The sequence below is a fragment of the Actinomyces sp. ICM47 genome (genome assembly GCF_905369875.1).
In the GTDB taxonomy this organism is placed as follows: domain Bacteria; phylum Actinomycetota; class Actinomycetes; order Actinomycetales; family Actinomycetaceae; genus Pauljensenia.
The window spans coordinates 22921-42162 of record NZ_CAJPJE010000007.1 but is presented as its reverse complement, the minus strand read 5'-3'; the positions used below and the strand labels follow the sequence as shown (position 1 = coordinate 42162).

Annotated in this window: 9 protein-coding genes; all 9 read right to left on the bottom strand. The window is 66.3% G+C overall.

Annotated elements, in window-relative coordinates; genetic code table 11:
* Positions 1–18 precede the first annotated feature (18 nt).
* Positions 19–2736 (bottom strand): pyruvate, phosphate dikinase, encoded by a 2718-nt coding sequence (gene ppdK / locus QZ149_RS02680; RefSeq protein ID WP_291449654.1) that lies wholly within the window; start codon positions 2734–2736, stop codon positions 19–21.
* 337 nt (positions 2737–3073) lie between these two features.
* The gene (locus QZ149_RS02675) at positions 3074–4093 is read right to left on the bottom strand and encodes a hypothetical protein (RefSeq protein ID WP_291449651.1); all 1020 of its coding nucleotides are present in this window, start codon (positions 4091–4093) and stop codon (positions 3074–3076) included.
* 136 nt (positions 4094–4229) lie between these two features.
* Positions 4230–5720: an FHA domain-containing protein gene (locus QZ149_RS02670; RefSeq protein ID WP_291449648.1), complete on the bottom strand. Its 1491-nt coding sequence runs from the start codon at positions 5718–5720 to the stop codon at positions 4230–4232.
* Positions 5720–6592, bottom strand: a complete 873-nt coding sequence (locus QZ149_RS02665; RefSeq protein ID WP_291449645.1) for a protein phosphatase 2C domain-containing protein — start codon at positions 6590–6592, stop codon at positions 5720–5722. Before QZ149_RS02665 ends, QZ149_RS02670 begins: the two co-directional genes overlap by 1 nt.
* A gap of 141 nt (positions 6593–6733) precedes the next feature.
* Positions 6734–8269 carry a serine/threonine-protein kinase gene (locus QZ149_RS02660; RefSeq protein ID WP_291449642.1) on the bottom strand — a complete coding sequence of 512 codons (1536 nt, stop codon included), beginning with the start codon at positions 8267–8269 and terminating at the stop codon, positions 6734–6736.
* Positions 8266–10947, bottom strand: coding sequence for a transglutaminase domain-containing protein (locus QZ149_RS02655; protein ID WP_291449639.1), 2682 nt, complete (start codon positions 10945–10947; stop codon positions 8266–8268). Before QZ149_RS02655 ends, QZ149_RS02660 begins: the two co-directional genes overlap by 4 nt.
* Positions 10944–12140: a DUF58 domain-containing protein gene (locus tag QZ149_RS02650; protein WP_291449636.1), complete on the bottom strand. Its 1197-nt coding sequence runs from the start codon at positions 12138–12140 to the stop codon at positions 10944–10946. Before QZ149_RS02650 ends, QZ149_RS02655 begins: the two co-directional genes overlap by 4 nt.
* Positions 12141–12190: 50 nt before the next feature.
* On the bottom strand, positions 12191–13156 hold the full coding sequence (locus QZ149_RS02645; protein ID WP_291449633.1) for a MoxR family ATPase: 966 nt from the start codon (positions 13154–13156) through the stop codon (positions 12191–12193).
* A gap of 52 nt (positions 13157–13208) precedes the next feature.
* Positions 13209–19073, bottom strand: coding sequence for an Ig-like domain-containing protein (locus tag QZ149_RS02640; RefSeq protein WP_291449630.1), 5865 nt, complete (start codon positions 19071–19073; stop codon positions 13209–13211).
* Positions 19074–19242 lie beyond the last annotated feature (169 nt).

Here is a 19242-nt window from a genome sequence, read left to right as displayed (position 1 = left end):
AAGCGGCACCGCCAGCGATCAGGCGGTCATGTCCACGTGGTCCTCGACCGCGGCGCGGCCGGCCTCGAGGCGGGCGACGGGGACTCGGAAGGGGGAGCAAGACACGTAGTCGACGCCCACGTTGTGGAAGAAGTGGATCGACTGCGGGTCGCCACCGTGCTCGCCACACACGCCGAGCTTGATGTTCGGCTTGGTGGAGCGGGCGCGACGCACGCCCTCGGAAACCAGGGTGCCCACGCCGTGGACGTCGATGGACTCGAAGGGGGAGACGCCGAAGATGCCGGCCTCGATGTACTGCGGGAAGAACACGCCTTCGACGTCGTCGCGCGAGAAGCCCCACACGGTCTGCGTCAGGTCGTTGGTGCCGAAGGAGAAGAAGTCGGCTTCCTCGGCGAGGTCCTCGGCCGTCATGGCGGCGCGCGGCAGCTCGATCATGGCACCGATGGAGACGCCGGACAGATCGACGCCGTGGGCGGCGGCGACGGAGGCGATGATGCCTTCGGCCTCTTCGCGCACGAGCTGGAGCTCACGCACGGAGCCGACGAGCGGGACCATGATCTCGGGACGCGGGTCGAGGCCGCGGCCCACGAGTTCGGCGGCAGCCTCGCACAGAGCGCGCATCTGCAGGGCGAATAGGCCGGGCAGGTAGATGCCCAGGCGCACGCCGCGCAGACCCAGCATGGGGTTCTGCTCGTGCATGCGGCGGACCTCGACGAGCATGGCCTCGTCGGCGGGGTCGAGGGTGCCGGTGGCCTTGCCGACGGCGACCTTGGTCTCCAGCTCGATAAGGGCGGGCATGAACTCGTGGAGCGGCGGGTCGATGAGGCGCACGGTCATCGACTTGCCGTCCATGACCTCGAGCATCTCGAGGAAGTCCTGCTTCTGCAGCTTCTCGAGCTCGTTGAAGGCAGCCTGGCGCTCGTCGGACTCGGGGGCGGAGAGGATCGCACGCTCGACGAGCGGGCGGCGTTCACCCAGGAACATGTGCTCGGTGCGGCACAGGCCGATGCCCTCGGCACCGAACTCGATGGCGCGCGTGGAGTCGAGGGGTGTGTCGGCGTTGGCGCGCACGCGCAGGCGGCGGACCTTGTCGGCGTGGGACAGGAGCTTGTCGACGGCCTCGACGAGCTCGCGGGTGCCCGCATCCTCGCCGGCGGCGGCGAGGCCGGCCTCGAGGCCTTCGGCGAGGTAGGTGGTGACGGGCGAGTCGGTCACGGGGACCTCGCCGCGGAAGATTTCGCCGGTCTGGCCGTCGATGGCAATGGTGTCGTCAGCGGTCAGGACGAGGTCACCGATGGTGACGGTGCCGGCGGCAGCATCGATGACGAGGGACTCGGCACCACACACGCAGGTCTTGCCCATGCCGCGGGCGACGACAGCGGCGTGCGAGGTCTTACCGCCGCGCGCGGTGAGGACACCCTCGGCGGCGACCATGCCGGGCAGGTCGTCGGGGTTGGTCTCGCGGCGCACGAGGACGGTCTTGATACCCTTTTCGGCGGCTTCGATGGCCTGCGCGTTATCGAAGGCAATCTTGCCGACGGCGGCACCCGGGGAGGCGGCCATGCCGCGAGCGATGAGTTCCTTCTCAGCCTTGGCGTCGAACTGCGGGAACATCAGCTGGGTGAGCTGGTCGCCGGTGACGCGACCCAGGGCCTCGTCGCGGGTAATGAGCTTTTCGCCCAGAAGCTGGGTGGCGATGCGGAACGCGGCGGCGGCGGTGCGCTTGCCGACGCGGGTCTGGAGCATCCACAGCTTGCCGCGCTCGACGGTGAACTCGATGTCACACATGTCGCGGTAGTGGGTTTCGAGCTTGCGCATGATGGCACGCAGCTCGTCGTAGACGGGCTTGTTGATGCGCTCGAGGTCGGACAGGGCCAGCGTGTTGCGGATGCCCGCGACGACGTCCTCGCCCTGCGCGTTCTCCAGGTAGTCGCCGTAGACGCCGGAGTGGCCGGAGGAGGGGTCGCGGGTGAAGCACACGCCGGTGCCGGAGTTTTCACCCATGTTGCCGAACACCATGGTGCAGATATTGACAGCGGTGCCCAGGTCGTGGGGGATGCGCTCGCGGCGGCGGTAGATGCGGGCACGCTCGGTGTTCCAGGAGCGGAAGACGGCCTCGATGCCCATGTCCATCTGGGTGCGCGGATCCTGGGGGAAGTCCTCGCCGGTCTGTTCCTTGACGATGCCCTTGAAGGTGTCGACGAGGCCCTTGAGGTCCTCGGCGGTCAGCTCGGTGTCGCCCTTCACGCCGCGCTCGGCCTTGAGGTCGTCGAGGGCGTCGGAGAAGAGGTCGCCGTCGATGTCGAGGACGGTCTTGCCGAACATCTGGATGAGGCGGCGGTAGGAGTCCCACGCGAAGCGCTCGTTACCGCTAACGGCTGCGAGGCCGAGAACGGACTCATCGTTGAGGCCGATGTTCAGGACGGTTTCCATCATGCCGGGCATGGAGAACTTTGCGCCGCTTCGCACGGAGACCAGGAGCGGGTCGGCGGGGTCGCCGAGGTGGCGGCCCATCTGATCCTCGACGCCGCGCAGAGCGCGGGTGACCTCGGTGGCAAGTGACTCGGGAACGGCCGACTCCTTGAGGTATGCGCGGCACGCCTCGGTGGTGATCGTGAAGCCGGGGGGAACAGGAAGGCCGAGCTTCGTCATCTCGGCGAGGTTCGCTCCCTTGCCTCCGAGCAGGTCCTTCATGGACTTGTCGCCCTCGGAGAAGTCGTACACATACTTGACCATCGTGGTCCTCAACTTCCATGTTTGCGATGATTGGCCCGACGCCGGGCCGCTACCACAGGCAAGGATACACGCCTCAAGGGACTAAGGTCACTTCAAGGCACACCCTCTTATGATTGTCCTGACATGAACGAGGCCGTGGTTGCTTGTCGGGTATCGTACCCTCGCGCGGGAGCGGGCGTCAGGCGGGTTGGTCAGCGGTATCGGCGAGGCTGTCACGCAGGCACCGGCGGGCGTGGCGTTCGGTCGGCGGGGCGGGTAGACGGACGTGGGGCGGGCCCGAAGGCCCGCCCCACGAGAGCTGCGAGAGCCGCGAAGGCGACGAGGCTCGCCTGGCCACCTACCAGCTGCCTCGGTCTTCGACCCTCTGTCGGGTGATCGTGAAGACGATGTACCGCTGGCCAGCCTCATCGAAGCAGACCGCGCCACTCACGTCCAGCCAGATACGGTACTCCCGTGTGATCACCGTGATGTTGTAGGCCGCCAGGCTCCCCGGCAAGCTGTCACTGACCTCCCCTACGTCAATTGACTCAACATCCGCAACATTAAGATCGGGACACAGGGCCTGCTCCTGATTTTCCCCACGAATGCACGATTCCAGAAGAGGCACGAATTGCTCCTGTTGCCAGGCCTTCGTTTCCTCGTTCAAGACGATGTCAATTTGGTGAGGTTCGTGATCATCGATCAAGTCGATTATGGCGCCCGACGGAACGGAGTCGACACTGTACTCGGTATCTTCACTGACCCGGGTGACACTGATGTCATAGACGCCGGGATACGCGTACACTACGCCGCCGCCTCCAGCGAAGTGCCACAGGTCGTCGGTTACGGGAGGAATCATTCGGTAATTCCCCTTGGTCGCTCCGACGTCCCCGAGTGACACTCCACCGATCGACAGGTCTGAGGCGTACCCTTCCGCGGACACAGTGACCTTACGCGCCGCACTGGAAACGACCCTCCACGAGCCAATGTACGGCCTGGGCAGACCAGAACGCTCCAGGTAAATCACGCGACTCGTCGAGCGGCCGTCGGCCGTGAAATCGATTGTTATTCCCTGCCGCCCGTTGCCATCCGGGTTGGTGTGCACCCACACACCGGTCACGCTCATCGCTGGGCTAGCCTCCGACACGCGGCCACGGCGCAAGTCGACGGCGTCGCCACGCCCCACGCCGCTGCCAGCGTCCGCATCGGCGCTCTCAACCGCCATCGCGTCCTCGAATCGTCCCTGCGCCACGGCCTCGGCATAGTAGCGCGCCGCTGCCTCCGCGCTCACGCTGAACGAATACACGAGGCCACCCACCACCGGCAGCACAACGAACACACACACGAGGACAATGATTATCCGCACGCGTTTCTTCATGACACGCTCACTCTCACCAGGCCGCTGGCAGCAAGCATCAGCGCGCGCAACCTCCAGCAGGTCTTAACAGCCACCCTAGTACATACGCGTGTGGGGTGGGCCAAGCGGTCCACCCCACACGCGTTTGAGTAGCAGATCAGCGCACGCGGAACTCAATCGTGGTGCCCTCACCGACGTCGATGAGGTCACCGTCGTTCAGGGCAATCGTCACCATGGGGGTGACATCCTGGAAAGAGCCGTCTGCGTGACGCAGGACGGTGCCATTGGCGCTGCCCAGGTCCATGAGCGCCCACGAACCCGGCGTCGTCATCATGACGGCGCAGTGGGAACGCGAAATCTCGGTGGCCGGGCTGGGCACGCGCAGCACGGTCGCAACGGGGCGGCCGGTCAGGGCGCGGGCGTCGGGGTCGCGGCCGATGACGACGTCACGCGAGACCTCAACGGGCACGGTGCCGCCGTGGATCAGGAAGGCGACGGGCGCGGCGGGGCCAGAGTTGACGGGGGCGAGGCGCAGAATCGTGGCCTCGGTGTCGGTCTCGGCACCCAGGTCGGCCAGGCCGGCGGCGCTCATCGCCTCGGGTGCGGCGGGCGGTTCGGGTGCCGTCTCCGGCTCGGGTGCCGTCTCCGGCTCGGGTGCCGTCTCCGGCTCGGGGGCAGGCGCGGGTTCCGGCTCAGGGGCGGACTCACGCTCCGCTTCCGGCTCAGGAGCAGGCTCGAACTCGGGGGCAGACTCACGCTCCGCTTCCGATTCAGGAGCAAGTTCGGTGTTTTCCTCCGACTCGAACTCGGACGAGGCCTGGGCGGGTTCCACGAAGGCGGCACCACGGTCGATGGTAGCGGTGCGGTCGAGGGACTCAGCCGTATGGATCGGTGGCTCGACGGCGTCGGCGACGACGTAGAGCTCGCTCGAGGTCTGTTCGAGGTCCTCGGAGGGCACCTCGTCCTGCGCATCATCCGTGGCGTCCTTGGGCGCGTACGGATCGGGGGCGGTGCGGGAGGCACCGGGCAGCGAGACGGGTCCGTTGCTGGTGGCCGCGAGGAACTGGGCTTCGACGGCAGCCAGGTCAACCGCAGGCGCGTGCGTGATCGTAGGTTCGGGCAACTCTTCGCGGGCGTCGCGACGGGCGCGACGCTCGTGATCCGGGATATCCGGGTTGATGAGGAAGCCCATCGTATCAACGGGCATCGATGCGAGGGCCTCAACCTCGTCGAGCGCGCGACCGATGCGGATCTCGCCGGCCTCGACGCGGTCTGCGGCGGGCACCATCCACGTGATCTCGTCACCGTCAATGATGGTGGCCTCGAACGTCTGCCACTCGCCCGGGTTGAAGGGCCAGGCCCAGATCGGGTCGTTCCACACCTGCTCGGTGATCTGGCCGGCGGCGCGCATGCGCAGCTGAATATTGCCGAGGACTGTCAAGTAGGGTTGTTCGCCCGCGCAGTCGAGGAGCAGAACATCGCCCTGCTCTGCCTGCACGTGGGAGAGCCATGCCTGGGTGTCAGCGCGCCCCCACACGACGTCGGCCGCGGAATCCGCGAAATCGAGCGGCACCAACGCCGCGCCGAGGGGTCCGGTGACGAGCATCGCGCCCTGTCCGCGACACAAGAAGCGTCCAATCTGAAGCATCAGTCACTGCCTTCTCTACGAGGAACCCGGCGCGCTGTCTGAATCGACGCCGGACGTACTGGTTGAATCATCCGATTCATGACGTTCGTTGTCAATGCTACTCGTGATTCTTTTCCTGCGTAGACTACTACGGCTGTCGTGTTGTCGCGAGTGCCCGCTTCGAGGCTGGCTTTCACGAGTGCGTCAGCGGTCCCCTGCGGCCCATTGCCAGCAGCGACAATGGCCTGGATCTGCGAATCCTGTAGGACGCCGTGCACGCCGTCTGTACAGATGACCGCGCGGTCGCCTTCCTCCATCGGCATGATGGTGTAGTCGGCTTTCACACTTCCGGTTTGTCCGGCACCCAGCGCCTTGGTCACGACGTTGGCTGGAGGAATGACCTGGGGCGCGCCGGAGGTCGCCGCCAGATCGCGAGCCTCCTGCAGCGCGGAGTGGTCGTGGGTGAGCTGGCGGATGCCGCCGGCACCGACAACGTAGGCGCGTGAGTCGCCAACATTGAAGGAGAGCCAGTAGGCACCTTCGGCGGTCCACAGGACCATCAGACCGGAGAGTGTCGTGCCGGGGGCACTCATCGGATTGTCAGCAGGTGCCAGGGAGGCCACGGCCGTGGCGGCTGCGTCAATCGCGACGGACAGATCGACCAGGTCGACGGGACGGTCTCCGAGTCGATCAGGACTCAGGAACTCCTGCAGTGTGAGGACGGCCTGTGACGAGGCCCGGGCACCGCCGAGGTGGCCCCCCATCCCATCTGCGACTGCGAAGACGGGCGAGACCGCCAGCCAAGAGTCCTCGTTGTGTGAGCGGACCGGACCGACGTCGGTCGACGCACCCCACAATAGTGGAGCACGCTCGGCATGTTCACCCTGAGCCATCTACCTTTGTCCTTCTCGCTACGTTGTACGCGTGGGATAGCGCGTAACGCATTCATTCTACACGTGCATCATTAATGGTTACACAAAATGGACCGCAATTCGCCCTGGTCAGCCACGCGCTGGAATACGCTACACGGGTGGTCAGGGAACAGTTTGACAGGCCCTCACAGGCTCGGACATACGGCCCGAGGAACGCGACACCGTCGTGATTTCCATGCAGTTTTCGCCGGTGACTCCATCCACGCTCACCGTCGCCGCCTCAACGCTGCCGCGCGTCGTGCCCACGGGGCTGCTCCCCTCGTAGGAGTACGTCACATCCGCCGTTGCCAGGCCCTCGGGCACACTCCACGTCCACGTCACCTGGCCGTCGGCATACTCTCCTGCGAGCGAGGTGACCTGCGGGGGTGCTGCTCCGAGGGGGTTCTCCGCGTTCGTCGACGCACTCGTCGTCTCTTCAGCAGGGGCGATGCGTGTGAAGGATCCTTCGCCCCGCAGAATACCGACCACCAGCCCAGCGCCAATCACCGCGGCCAACAGAGCCAATCCCACCGCGGCGACGGGATTCAAGCCCCGCTTGGAAACGTCAGGATCGTCGACCGTACGACGGGCCGAAACCTCGGCCTCCTCCGTCGAGCGATCGGCCTTCCACGAATCAGCCACGGCCTCGACGCCGCCGGAACCCGCCCCACCCTCGAAGGAATAATAGGATGATGAGCGCATGCGCGTGTCGTCCGGGTCGATGGTGGGGGCACCACGCGGGCGCGTATTCTGGTCGCCAACAGAACCGGCCGAGGCTTTGGAGCGCTTCTCCTTGATTTCCATCTCGGTGCGCGCGTAGCCCAGCTCTTGTTGGACGCGCTGGAGGCCCTTGCCGAACTCCAACGCCGTGGGGGTGCGCTCATCCGGATTGATTGCCATCGCCGCGCGCAACACACGCTCAAGCTCCGCCGGCGCGTCCGCGCGGCCCAGGCCTCGCATGCGGCCCCGCTGCACGCGGTTCGCGATCGACGCCGCTGAGTTATCCCCGATGGGATCCTCGAAGGGGCTGCGGCCCGTGATAAACGTCCACATCGTCGACGCGAGCGCCCACACATCCTGCGTCGGCACGGCCGGCGAGTTCATGTCCTGCTGCTCCGGGGGTGCCCACAGCACCGAGAACCCGTCAAACGCGCCGACCTCCAGCTTGCCGATCTTCGAGGCGACACCGAAGTCCGCGAGGACCGGCTTCCCATAGGCATCCAGCATGATGTTCGACGGCTTGATGTCGCGGTGCACGTAGCCTTGGCGGTGGAACATTTCGACGACGCCGCACACCTTGATCATCGTGTCCAGCGCCGTCTCCAGCGACATTGGCCGCGCGCGCACCTGCGTCAGCAGGTCAGCAACCGGGCAGTACTCCATCACCAGGTAGGCGCGGCCGTCGGAGGTCGTGCCCACGCCGTGCAGCTCCACCACCGCGGGGTGGCCGGCCAGCAGGGTCATGGCGTCAGCCTCGCGGTGCAGCTCGAGGGTGCCTCGCTCGTCCCCTTTCGCGCGCACCACCTTGATGGCCACGTCGCGGCTGGGCAGCTCCTGGCGGTACAGGAACACGTCGGCGAAACCACCCTGGCCGAGTGGGCGAACCCACCGGAAGCCGGGAATCTGGGGGCCACACGTGCCCGCGACCGCTGAACTCACTGGTCGTTCTCCTCCTGCATCGTGCGCGCAACTGCTGCGCTCAACCGCAGCTTACGGCGCATTCGCAGGCTTCGCAGGGACAGCGCGCGACGCATGCGCGCAAAGAAACCCGCGTTCTTGCCGACCTGCGAGCGCAGCGCACTCACCTGCACCCACGCGTCACGCGCGCGGTCGCGGGAAGCGCCGTGAGACGCGAAGTCCGCGACGTCCGCATAACGGGCGATCACGACCGGGGTGGGAACGTCGTCACCGAATCGGCTCCACCCGTCGATCACATAGCGGCCCTTGGTCGCCGAGGCCTCGTCGAACTCGACCGAATCGGTCGAGCCGTCATCGCCATGGCGCACCGCACCCGTCACCAGGCTGAAGGGGTCACCCGGGTGCTCGCCGAGGTTCCACTGGGAGGCCAGCGACCAAGCGGTCTCCTGGCGGGTGCGTCCCACCTCGATGGTCAGGCCTGAGTCGGCGGCCAGGTCCACGACCTCGTCCCACGAGCCGATCAGCGCGTTGGCTGCGGCGGCTCGGCGGCGGTGGCGTCGACGTGCGGCCTTGTAGGCCAAGATCGTCAGAGGCGGCACCAAGATCAGGAGGATGCTGCCCGCGACACCGGCGACGACGCGCCAGGGGAAGCTCTCATCTGGTGTCTTTACCGGGTCCGCGTTCTGGTCGCGCATCGACGGCGGCAGCTCGGCGGGAGCCTCCGGGGGCTCCGGCGGCTGGAGGACCTGCGGGCGCGGTACACTGCGAGGCTTGGGCACCTGCGTCTGCGGCGTGTGGTCACGCGGAGGGGTGGGATCAAAGACGGCCCAGATGCCGTCTCCGAATTCGACCTCGACCCAGGCGCGGATGTCAGATCCACGCAGGGAAGCGGCACCGCCCTGCGAGCCGCCCTCGGGGTAGGCACCCATGACGACGCGAGCGTTGATGCCCAGCTGGTGGAGCATGAGGGCCATGAGGGCCGTGTATTGCTGGTCGTCGCCGATCAGGTTCTCGTCGCTGGAAATCATGCGCTCGAGGCGGTCGGCGCGCACGCCGGGACGCGAGAACTGCGTGTTTTCGTTGAGGTAGTAACCGTAGGTCGACAGGTGGTGCTCGATCGCGCGCGCGGCGGCCAGAGCCGTCGACGCATTCTGCGTCAGATCCGTGGCCATCGCGCCGAGGCCCTCGGGCACATGCGTGTCCTTCGACGTGTTGGGAGCAACTGAGAGGGAGGATAATTCCTCGTCGCGGATGGGTTCGACGAACGTGGTGAGCACGTCATAGGTCATCGTGCCCGCGCGCCCTGTCGTCAGGGCCGCGTTCCCCCACGTGTCAACAAAGAGGCCGTCCTTTTGCGTGTCCGCTCCGGTGCCGGAGAAAGTAATCTGCGAGGGGATTCCTAGGACGGGTACCCACGGGCCGGACAGGCCGTTGGTTGACACGGTGACGGTTGAATTGCCTTCGGCACGCCCAGGGATCGCCGTCTCGACGGGGATGTAGCCGGAGTGGCCATCCCCTCGGTTTTCCGACATGCCAAAAGTGGTGCCGTCGTAGACGTCCATCGCGGCGATGCGCACGCGCTGGTTTTCGGGCAGGTCGGAGACGGTAATAAGCGTCTCGTCCTTCAGGTCGGTCGTGTAGTGACGGAACGAGGCCATCGGCGAGGGGTACGCCTGGATGTCCAGCGGCGGCTCCACGAGGTCGCGGCCAACGACGCGCGCCCTGGACTCGCCCAGGTAGGAGGCGGCAGGCAGGGCCACGCCCACGGAAATTGCGAGCATGAGTGTCGCGCCGAGAATGCGCCTGCCCACGTAGACCGTGGAGCGAGAGCTGCGCCCGAGGGTATTCTCTGCCCCGGCCGCGCCGGAGCGGCCCACCAGGACGTCCTGCCCCAGCGTGATGCGCTGGTACTGAGCGGCTGCGGCCCACCACGCGCCCAGGAGCGCCCACCACAGCAGGACCGCCCACACGGGCAGCGCGTGGCCTGACAGGCCAAAGAAGATGGCGATCACGCCCATCGCGACGAGCGGGATGGACCCCAGGATGGCGCGCCCAGCACGGGCGGTGATGAGGCCTGAGAGCACGGCGAAGAGAAGGCCGCTCATCCACGGGACGAGGCCGGGGCCCGAGTATGCGGACACGGGTGCGGTCAGCGTCAGCAGGTCCTTCCACGCGCGGAAGGAACCCAGGACCATGACCTGCAGGGTCTTGCCGGTGGGCAAGAACCCGAAGAGGGCCTCGGCGCGCAGGGCTGCGGCGCTCCCAAGCAGGAAGTAGGCGACCAGGACGGACAGGACCGTCGTGAGCATATCCCAGCGCCACTTCGTCGACGCGTAGGCGATGAGCAGGCCGCAGGCCACGCCCGCGCCCGCCGCGATAGCGCCCACTCCCCCGCCGAAGACGGGTTCGAAAGCGGCGACCGGCCCGGCGAAGAGGACCGCGAGGACGAGCAGAGACCACATCGGCAAGCGCGTGCGGATTGTCGCGAAGCGCTCCGTAATTGTCAACAGGCGACTGCGCGTGGTCCTCGGCTTGGGCATGTGCGCCTCAGAGCGCGCGCCCGCGAGGGCGTGTGCTGCCGAGGGCTGTGTGGGTTCATCCACCGAGCGGCGGTCCGTCTTAATGGGAGAGCCGGGGACGGCCTCGCCCTGAGGATCGACGCGCTGGGCGCGGGGCTTGGTGTTCACGTTGCTGCTCATGCCAGACCCCCGGCGACGATAATGCGCGGCAGGTCATCCAGGGTTGCACAGTCGAGGAGGACTCCTCGGCCGAGGTTTCGGCGGGCGCGCGCTTTGTTCACGCCGATACGGATGATGGATACGGGCACGTCGATGGGCGCCAGGCGAGCCAGGTGAGCGGCGTCCGAATCAGTTGTCTCGGGGCCGACGATGAGCGTCAGTGCGGAGACTCCGGGGCGTTGAGCCACGGCCTCGCGCACGCGCAGCGCCAGATCCCCGAAGGAACGGTGCGAGATTTCGGACAGGGAGTCCAGGAGGCGCATGGCGACCGAGGACGGCAGCCACTCATCGGTCGTCGTCACCGACACCGGGCGCGAATCGCGCAGGTTCGCCAGGCCCAGGGAACCCGCGACCGACACGGCGGTCTCGAAGGAATCGTGGTCCCACGCGTCGCGGGAGGTATCCAAGACGATGACGTGGTGGGAACGGTGGGTCTCCTCGTACTGGCGCACGATGAGCTTGCCGAGGCGAGCGGTCGACTGCCAGTGCACGGCGCGGTGGTCATCGCCCGGCTCGTAGTCGCGCAGCGCGTGGAAAGACACGTCGGAGCTGGAGAGCTTACCGGTGGACACGCCCTCGACGTCCAGCTGGAAGCCGGTTGCGTCGAAGGGGACGCGGACCGTACGCGGGTGGACGTGCAGGACGACGGGTTCATCCCAGGAACGCACGCGGCGCAGCAGGCCGAGGGCATCGGAGCGCACGGAGCGCGCAGGGCCGACATTGATGAGGCCTCGGTGACGCGAAGAGATCAGGAACATCTCGTCCCACGTCGCGTGCGCCCCCAGCGGAGGAACGACGAACTCGCCCGTTCCCGTGCCGATCGGCAGTTCGATGATGCCTGCGCGCACCGGACGGGCACGCTCGTTGCGCACCACGAGCTCGCCGACTGCCGTCTGGCCTGCGACGATACGTTCGTTGGGCACGCGGATCGACACGAGGTGCGGGGGCTTCCACGCCACGCGCATGGCCGCAAGCACCAGGGCGACGACGCCCGCGAGGGCACACGCCAGGGCCTCGACCCACCGGAGGGTCGCCGCGAGAATCAGAGAGACCGCGACGAAGAAGACGAGCGCCCACCCGGTGGGCGTCACTAGGTCGGCCAGCGCCTTCAGAAGGTGCTGACGGGAGGCCTGCGCCTTACGCGGCGAGGCCATCGTTGCATTGTTCGAACGCTTCCCTTGCATCGTCGTTTCCGGTCGGCGCGTTACGCGCCCACCGCCGGGGCAGGCACCGACGTCAGGGCGCGCTGGATGACGCCCTCAGCGGTCGCGCCGGAGAACGCGGCGTCGGGGTCAACGATAATTCGGTGCGCCCACACGGGCACGACCAGGGCCTTGATGTCGTCGGGCAGGACGAAGTTACGCCCCTGCGCGGCCGCCCACACGCGGGCGCAGCGCACCATGCCGATGGCACCACGGGTGGACACACCCAGCAGCGAGGACTCATCGTCGCGAGTCGCTTCAGCCAGCGCCGCCACGTAGTCGAGGACCGCGCGGTCCGTGTGGTTCGCCGAGGCCAGGGCGGCCCAGGCGACGATGTCCTGACCGGTCACGAGGGGCTCGAGGTTCTTCGAGCGGTCGGGGGAGGCCGAGCCGTCGAGGACGTCGATCATGGCGGCGCGCGAGGGGTAGCCGATCGAGGTCTTCATGAGGAAGCGGTCTAGCTGGGCCTCGGGCAGCGGGTAGGTGCCTGCCTGTTCGACGGGGTTCTGGGTCGCGATGACCATGAAGGGCTGGGGCGCGGGGCGGCGCACGCCGTCGACCGTCACCTGGGCCTCTTCCATGACCTCCAGGAGCGCGGACTGGGTCTTGGGCGAGGCACGGTTGATCTCGTCGGCCAGGACGATCTCCGCGAAGACGGGGCCGGCGTGGAAGACCCACTCGCCCGTCTTCTGGTTGAACATGTTCACGCCGGTGATGTCGGAGGGCAGCAGGTCGGGGGTGAACTGGATACGCGAGTGCGTGCCGTCAATGGTCGCACTGATCGCGCGCGCCAGGGCCGTCTTACCGGTTCCGGGAGCGTCCTCGAGCAGGAGGTGTCCACCCGCGAACATCGTCGTCAGCGCGAGGCGCACCGCCTGATGCTTGTCCAGGACCGCGACGGACACGCCATCGACGAGGCCCTTGAAGACCTGGGCGAACCTGGTTGCATCTTCGATGGAAAGGGTCATGAGTTGTCCTACTGTCTCTCTCGTTGCTTGTAGTGGGTGAAAGTCTTGTGTTTTATTCGCCTCGGCAGTTCTTCACGACCTGCCGCGCATTCAGTTCTCGCTCGGTGATCGACTCCGTAAGGATACCCGGTATACTCGGCGTCCCCTGTGAGAAGCGGAACTCCGTATTTTGGCTCGGTCGTCCAGTCGCCACCGTGCAGACGAGCGTCTTGCCCGACTGGAACTGCGAGGCACGCGAGGCCGTCAGGGTCATCGAGCCACACTCTTGGCCGTTCGGGCAGGCGGTCATCCCGGTGAAGGATGCATCGATCTTGTCAACCGATTCACCCGTCGTAAACGTGACCGTCACCTTTCGGTCCGCCCCGCCGGTACTGACCAGCTCGACGACAGCCGTGTACTGGTGGACCGGCTCAAGAGGCGACGCATTCCACGATGTGATCGGACCACTGAATGTCTGCTTCGTGCCCGCTACACCCTCGATCCACACGTTGGTCTCCTTGACGGAGGTACCTTCAGGAGGGGTCCACACGATTGTTGCGCTGTTGGTATGTGGATTGGCGGAGACTGTAAAAGGCTGGATCGGCGAGTTGTCCGGCGGCTGAGGCTTTTCCTCGTCGCCGCCGTTACCACCGCCGCCGTTACCACCGCCGCCGTTGCCAACTATGCCGCTGACTAGTGTCGCCGGACTCCACACGTAATCATTCGGCCCTCGCTTACCACGCTGGCAGAAGTAGTAGGTCATCATGGAACCCGAAGGAAGCGGACCGAGATCGAAGTCGGCACGGTCGCCGTTATTGAAGCGGACGGGGTTACCGGGCGCCATGCACCCTGGCAGGCTGTCCGCGTAGAAGAGCTCCAGGTCGTTGACCGTGTAGCCGTTCCCCTCCTTCAGACGCGCATTATTGATGCGGATCGTACCCGCGGCATTGTCGGAGGTGGGACCCAACTGCGGCGCGTCCGGGGCCAGGGGAATCGTCTTTTCAGGCTGCGGAGTAACCTGCAGGGTAACCACAGCACCCGCAGATGGCTCGGAGTCTCCAACGGCACTGTGCGCCACGACCACCACCGTGTAGGTGAGGCCGTTCGTCAGGCCCGTGAGCGTACACGTGGTGTTGCCACCAGCCGGGCACGGCACATCCGATCCACCGGCGACGGAAGCGATCACCGTGTAGCCGGTGACCGGGGAGCCGTTCGCCTTGGCCGCAGCCCACGTCGCTGTGATGCTTCCGTCGCCGGCCTCAAGGTGAGGCACGCCGGGAGCACTCGGGACGTTGGAGATGGTGATGGGGTTCGAGGGTGCCGAGCGCTCGGACTCGCCCTCCTCGCTGACCGCAATCGCAGTGAAGGAGTAGGTCCTACCTGTGATCAGGTCGCCGACCTCGCACACCTCCTTGTCACAGGTGGCGACCTGCTTGCCAGTGTCGTCGAAGAGCCTGTAGCCGGTGATCGACGACCCGCCAGACTCGGAAGGCTGGAAGGTCACGCGCGCACCGCCCTTACCGGTGTTTTCGGCGCGCAGATTTGTGGGAGGATTCGGCTTACCCGTGACCGTGACGGTGATCGTGCCCTGGACGGCACGCGAGGGGTCGGCCAGCTTGTCGTTGACCTTGAAGCCGACCGTGATCACGCCGGAGGAGCTGGGCGTGATGGACACGGTCGTACCCGATGAGGTGACAGTCGCCTCACCCGAGGACACGAGGACCCCTTCGAGGGTGATCGGCGCGTCCGGGAAGGGGTTCGTCGCAGCCGACGCCACGTCCACGCTCACGGTCTGTTTCACCTTAGTGGTCAGCGTGTAGACGGGCAGCTGGATCAGGGGCTTGATCGACGCGACGACCTCGACGGGGATCTGGGCCGACACCGTGTGGCCGTCCTCGTCCGTGACGCTCACGGCGATCGAGCCGACCGGCCCCTGCGCGGTTCCCTCGGCGGCCGTGACCGACAGGGTCGCGCCCGACAGCGAGGCCTGAATCGAGTTCGGCGCAGAGTCCATGGTGTAGGTGAACGTGGAGGTATCCACACCCTCGGGGTCGCGCACGGCCAGCGCCAGGTTCTGCACCACGGCCTCGCCCCCGGCCTCGACGCGAATAGCGGTCGGGGTGAAGGTCGGCGGCTGGTTGACCGTGGCCTTGATGCGCACGGGCAACGACAGGGAGGCGGTGAGCGTCCCCGCGTCGGAGGAATCGCCGTCCGCGACCTGGATGAGGAACGCGGAGTTGCCGCTAAACGCGGCGTTCGCGTTCAGGGTCAGCTGCGTGTTGGAATCAGCGACGACCGAGTCGAGGCCGTCCTGGGCCACAGGACTCGACCCCTCGACGAGGCGCGGGCTGCGTCCCGAGCGAGTAATGACGTAGTCCGACAGGTTGATCGTGCGCGAGGTGCCCGCGTCCATCTCGATCGGCAGATTCACCGAGCTGAGGAACGGCGCGGTCGAGTCGCGACCGGGGACCCGGACAACAGCCGAGTTGGTCAGCCCATCGCGGTCGGTGATCGTGTAGACGACCAGGCGCGTGGATTCCGAGGTCGGAATCAGCAGATTCGAGCCGGAGACGGTCACGCCGGCATCGGCGGTGGTCAGGGTGACCTCGTCGATACTGCCGTCGGGGTCTTCGTCGTTCTCGAGGACGTTGACGGACACGGCGGAGCCGTCCGTGGGCAGCGCGTCATAGTCCACGAAGTCGTCGCGGGCAACGGGTGCCTTGAGGGGCGCGTCATCTTGGACGTAGACCGTCAGGGTGCCGCGCGCGGAGCCGCCGCGACCGTCGCTGACCGTGTAGGACGCGAGGTAGGTGCCAACCTTGGAGGGCGTGTGCACCTGGATGGTCGTGCCGGATCGGACCTGCGGGTCGAGTTCGGGCGTGGCCGTCTCGAGGCTGTCCTTCTCGAGGGTGAGCGGGTCACCGTCAGGGTCCAAGTCGTTCGACAGGACGTTGATGGTCACCATGCGATCAGGGCGCGTCAGGACGGTATCGGGCACCGCCACCGGGTTCTGGTTCAGCGAGGGAACAGGCGTGACAGCGACACGGACGCGAGCCGAGGCACGCGCGCCCTGGCGATCCTCGACCGTGTAGGTGAAGGAGTCAGTGCCGGACTCCGAGGCGTTGGGCGTGTACTCAATCCACGTGGCCTTCGCGGTCGCCGAACCCTTCTGCGGCGAGGAATCCACGCCGCGCAGGGTCACCGAGTCGCCGTCCGGGTCAATGCCGTCAAGCGAGACCGGGATGCGGGTGGTCTGACCGGCCGTGGCCCACGCGGTGATGTCGCGGGGACGCGGTGCCTCATTGTGGTCGGAGGCTGCCAGGATCTCGAAGGTGACCGTGCTGGAGGCGCGGTTACCGGCGGAATCGATGACAGAGTAGGTGACATCCATCGTGCCCGGGGTGTCCCCCGCCTCGAGACGCACCTGGTTACCCGTCACGAAGGGCGTCCCCAGGGCGGAGGCTCGGTCATACTCGAGTGTCGACTCGACCTGCAGGTTCAGGCCGGCCGGCGAGCGATCATTCGTCAGAACGGAGACCGTGCCAACATCGCCGACGCGCACCTTGCCACGATCCGGCTTGAGGACCGGCGGCAAGTCGGTGCGGTCAGAAGCACCAGGAATGACGGTCACGCTGGCGCTGGCGCTGCCCTGCCCGTTGGACACCGTGTAAGAGAAGGACACCGTCCCTTCGAGACCTGTCGGCGCAGTCACGCGCAGCAGGTGGCGGTCGATGAGGGCCACCTCCAGGCCGGGCACGGACGAGGAATCAATCGACGTGATCGACAGGACTCCACCCGTCGGGTCGTAGTCGTTAGCCAGCGGCGCAACCAGCACGGATCCGCCCTGCGGCAGGACCGCCGTATCGTTCTCGGCAACCGGGGGCAGCGCAACGGTCTCAACGACCACGACGCGCACCATACCCAGCGTCGTCGCGACGCCGTCGGAGACCGTGTAGGCGAAGGAGTAGGAACCCGGGGACGACGCCACGAAGTCAATGGTCCCGCGTTCCAAATCCGGCGTGATCGACGCACCCGAGGGCGCCCCGGACACAGCGGCCAGCATCAGCGGGTCGCCGTTGGGATCAGTGTCGTTCTTGAGTGGATCCAGAGTGAGGGTCTCGCCCGGGTGTGCCAGGAACAGGTCGCCGTTCGCGACGGGCGGCAGGTTGCCGGCCTCCTGGACGTTGACAATGAGTTCGCCGCGCGTCTCAGCGCCCTGATCGTCGGCGACGGTCAGCACGACGGTCTTCGGACCAGCCGCGGAGCCTTCCTCGGTGATCGTCATCGAGCCGTCCTCCATGAAGGACACGTTCAGACCTTCGGAAGCCTCGGCATTCTTCAAGAACAACGGGTCGCCATCGGGGTCACGCCAGTCGGACAGGGCCTGATACTGGATCTGCGCGCCCTGACCGATCTTGACCGACGACGCACGCAGCTGCGTGGGCGCCTCGTTCTGCGAATAGGGGTGGATCGTCACCTGCACCCGCGCGGAGGCGGTCGCGGTCCCGTCCGAGGCCTCGTACGTGAACGACGTGGAACCCGTCTGATCGGCATCGACGTCCACGATCTGCAGCGCGCGACCGGAGCGCGCGACGGCCACAGAACCCCATGCGGGCTGGCTGGTCGGGCTGGCGGTCAGCACGTCTCCGTCAATGTCGGAGTCATTGTCCAGGACCGGCAGGATCGTCGAACGGCCCGGGCGGATGCCGAATTCGTCATCCACGGCCTCGGGCGGGGTGTTCTCCTCGCGCTTTTCGGGGTCGGCAATCTCGTCCGTCAGCTCCGGGCTGTCCTGTTCGTCCTCGGACTCCTGGAGCTGGTTTTCGACCTCATCCCAGTTGTCCATGAGGACCATGTTGGAGTCGGGCAGCCACACGTTGCCCTGCGCAACGTCGTTGAGGACGATGGCCTTACGGTTGGTGCGGAAAACTATTTCCTGGGCGCTCTTGAGCGTATCGACGACTGTCTGCTGGTTGTTGGAGGCGTCGTCGCACGAGCGCATGAACGCGCCCGAGCCGACCCACGCGCCGTAGGAGCAGCCCTCGTGGCGCACGGGTGCTGCGGGGATGCCGCTGGGGGATCCCTCGGCGGCGGGGATGATCGTGGGGGCACTGCCCTTCAGGGGGATCCTCACCAGGGACGAGGCCGTGGCCACGAGGACGGAATCGTACGCCGGTCCGGCCTGCTGGAGGACTCCGCCCGCCTCGACGCCTGCGGCGCTGAGGTTGAGTGTCTTGCCGCCGGGCAGGAAGAGGGTGTTCGAGGTGGAGTCGAGGGCGACGACCTGGTCTCCGACGGCCGTCATCGACAGCGACGCGTCTGCGGGGATGCCCTCGATCACGGAGGTCTTCGCTTGATCGACGGCACCCTGCCGCTTAACAGTTGTGAGGGATCCGGAGGAGGACAGCGAGTAGACGGTGCCGTCCATGCCGGTGACAAACGCGCTCGCACCCATGTTCGAGGCGACGGCGGCATTGTCAGAAAGGTTCGCCGGGCTCGGCGTGGTGGCTGACGTCGTCCACAGTGTGCCATCTGTCGCATTCAGGACGCCCAGGACATCCCCACCCTGCATCACAACCGAGCCGGAGGGAAGGGCCGTCGGGGACCCCAAAGCGACCTGGGTAACATTGACCGGCGCAACAGTAAGTGAGGACAGGTCGGACACCGTAACAGTTTCGCCAGCCTGGCCGACATCGAAATTACTAGCCTCGGTGCGCAGCGCGCCGTCAAGGATGCGGGCCTCATAGTCGAGGTGACCGACCATCTGCTTGGACTTATTTGTTACCCAAATTCCGCCATCATTGACGTTTACCTGCGTAACTTCCGCACCCTTGTAGATGACGCCAGCGACGCAGAGCGCAACAACAACCAGCATGAGAACAAGCGCCGGCAGGCGTCGTCTTGCGCTGGTCAGGTTTCGGCGCGCTCGAGCGTTCATAGACCCTCTCTCGATCAATGATTAGTGCCTCGCAAATAGTGTGGCATGAGTTCGCAAGACGTTCATAGTTAATGAGAATCTATCAGAGCCACAATTACTTGACAACCAGAGAGCGACCCGCCGTTATTCGACGGGCCGCTCCCACAGAGACGAAGGTTTGTCAACCTTA

Bases quoted from the DNA above. Each gene is read 5' to 3' on its own strand.
- QZ149_RS02650 (WP_291449636.1), bottom strand. From the start codon at position 12,140: ATGGCCTCGCCGCGTAAGGCGCAGGCCTCCCGTCAGCACCTTCTGAAG.
- ppdK (WP_291449654.1), bottom strand. From the start codon at position 2,736: ATGGTCAAGTATGTGTACGACTTCTCCGAGGGCGACAAGTCCATGAAG.
- QZ149_RS02655 (WP_291449639.1), bottom strand. From the start codon at position 10,947: ATGAGCAGCAACGTGAACACCAAGCCCCGCGCCCAGCGCGTCGATCCT.
- QZ149_RS02670 (WP_291449648.1), bottom strand. From the start codon at position 5,720: ATGCTTCAGATTGGACGCTTCTTGTGTCGCGGACAGGGCGCGATGCTC.
- QZ149_RS02640 (WP_291449630.1), bottom strand. From the start codon at position 19,073: ATGAACGCTCGAGCGCGCCGAAACCTGACCAGCGCAAGACGACGCCTG.
- QZ149_RS02675 (WP_291449651.1), bottom strand. From the start codon at position 4,093: ATGAAGAAACGCGTGCGGATAATCATTGTCCTCGTGTGTGTGTTCGTT.
- QZ149_RS02645 (WP_291449633.1), bottom strand. From the start codon at position 13,156: ATGACCCTTTCCATCGAAGATGCAACCAGGTTCGCCCAGGTCTTCAAG.
- QZ149_RS02665 (WP_291449645.1), bottom strand. From the start codon at position 6,592: ATGGCTCAGGGTGAACATGCCGAGCGTGCTCCACTATTGTGGGGTGCG.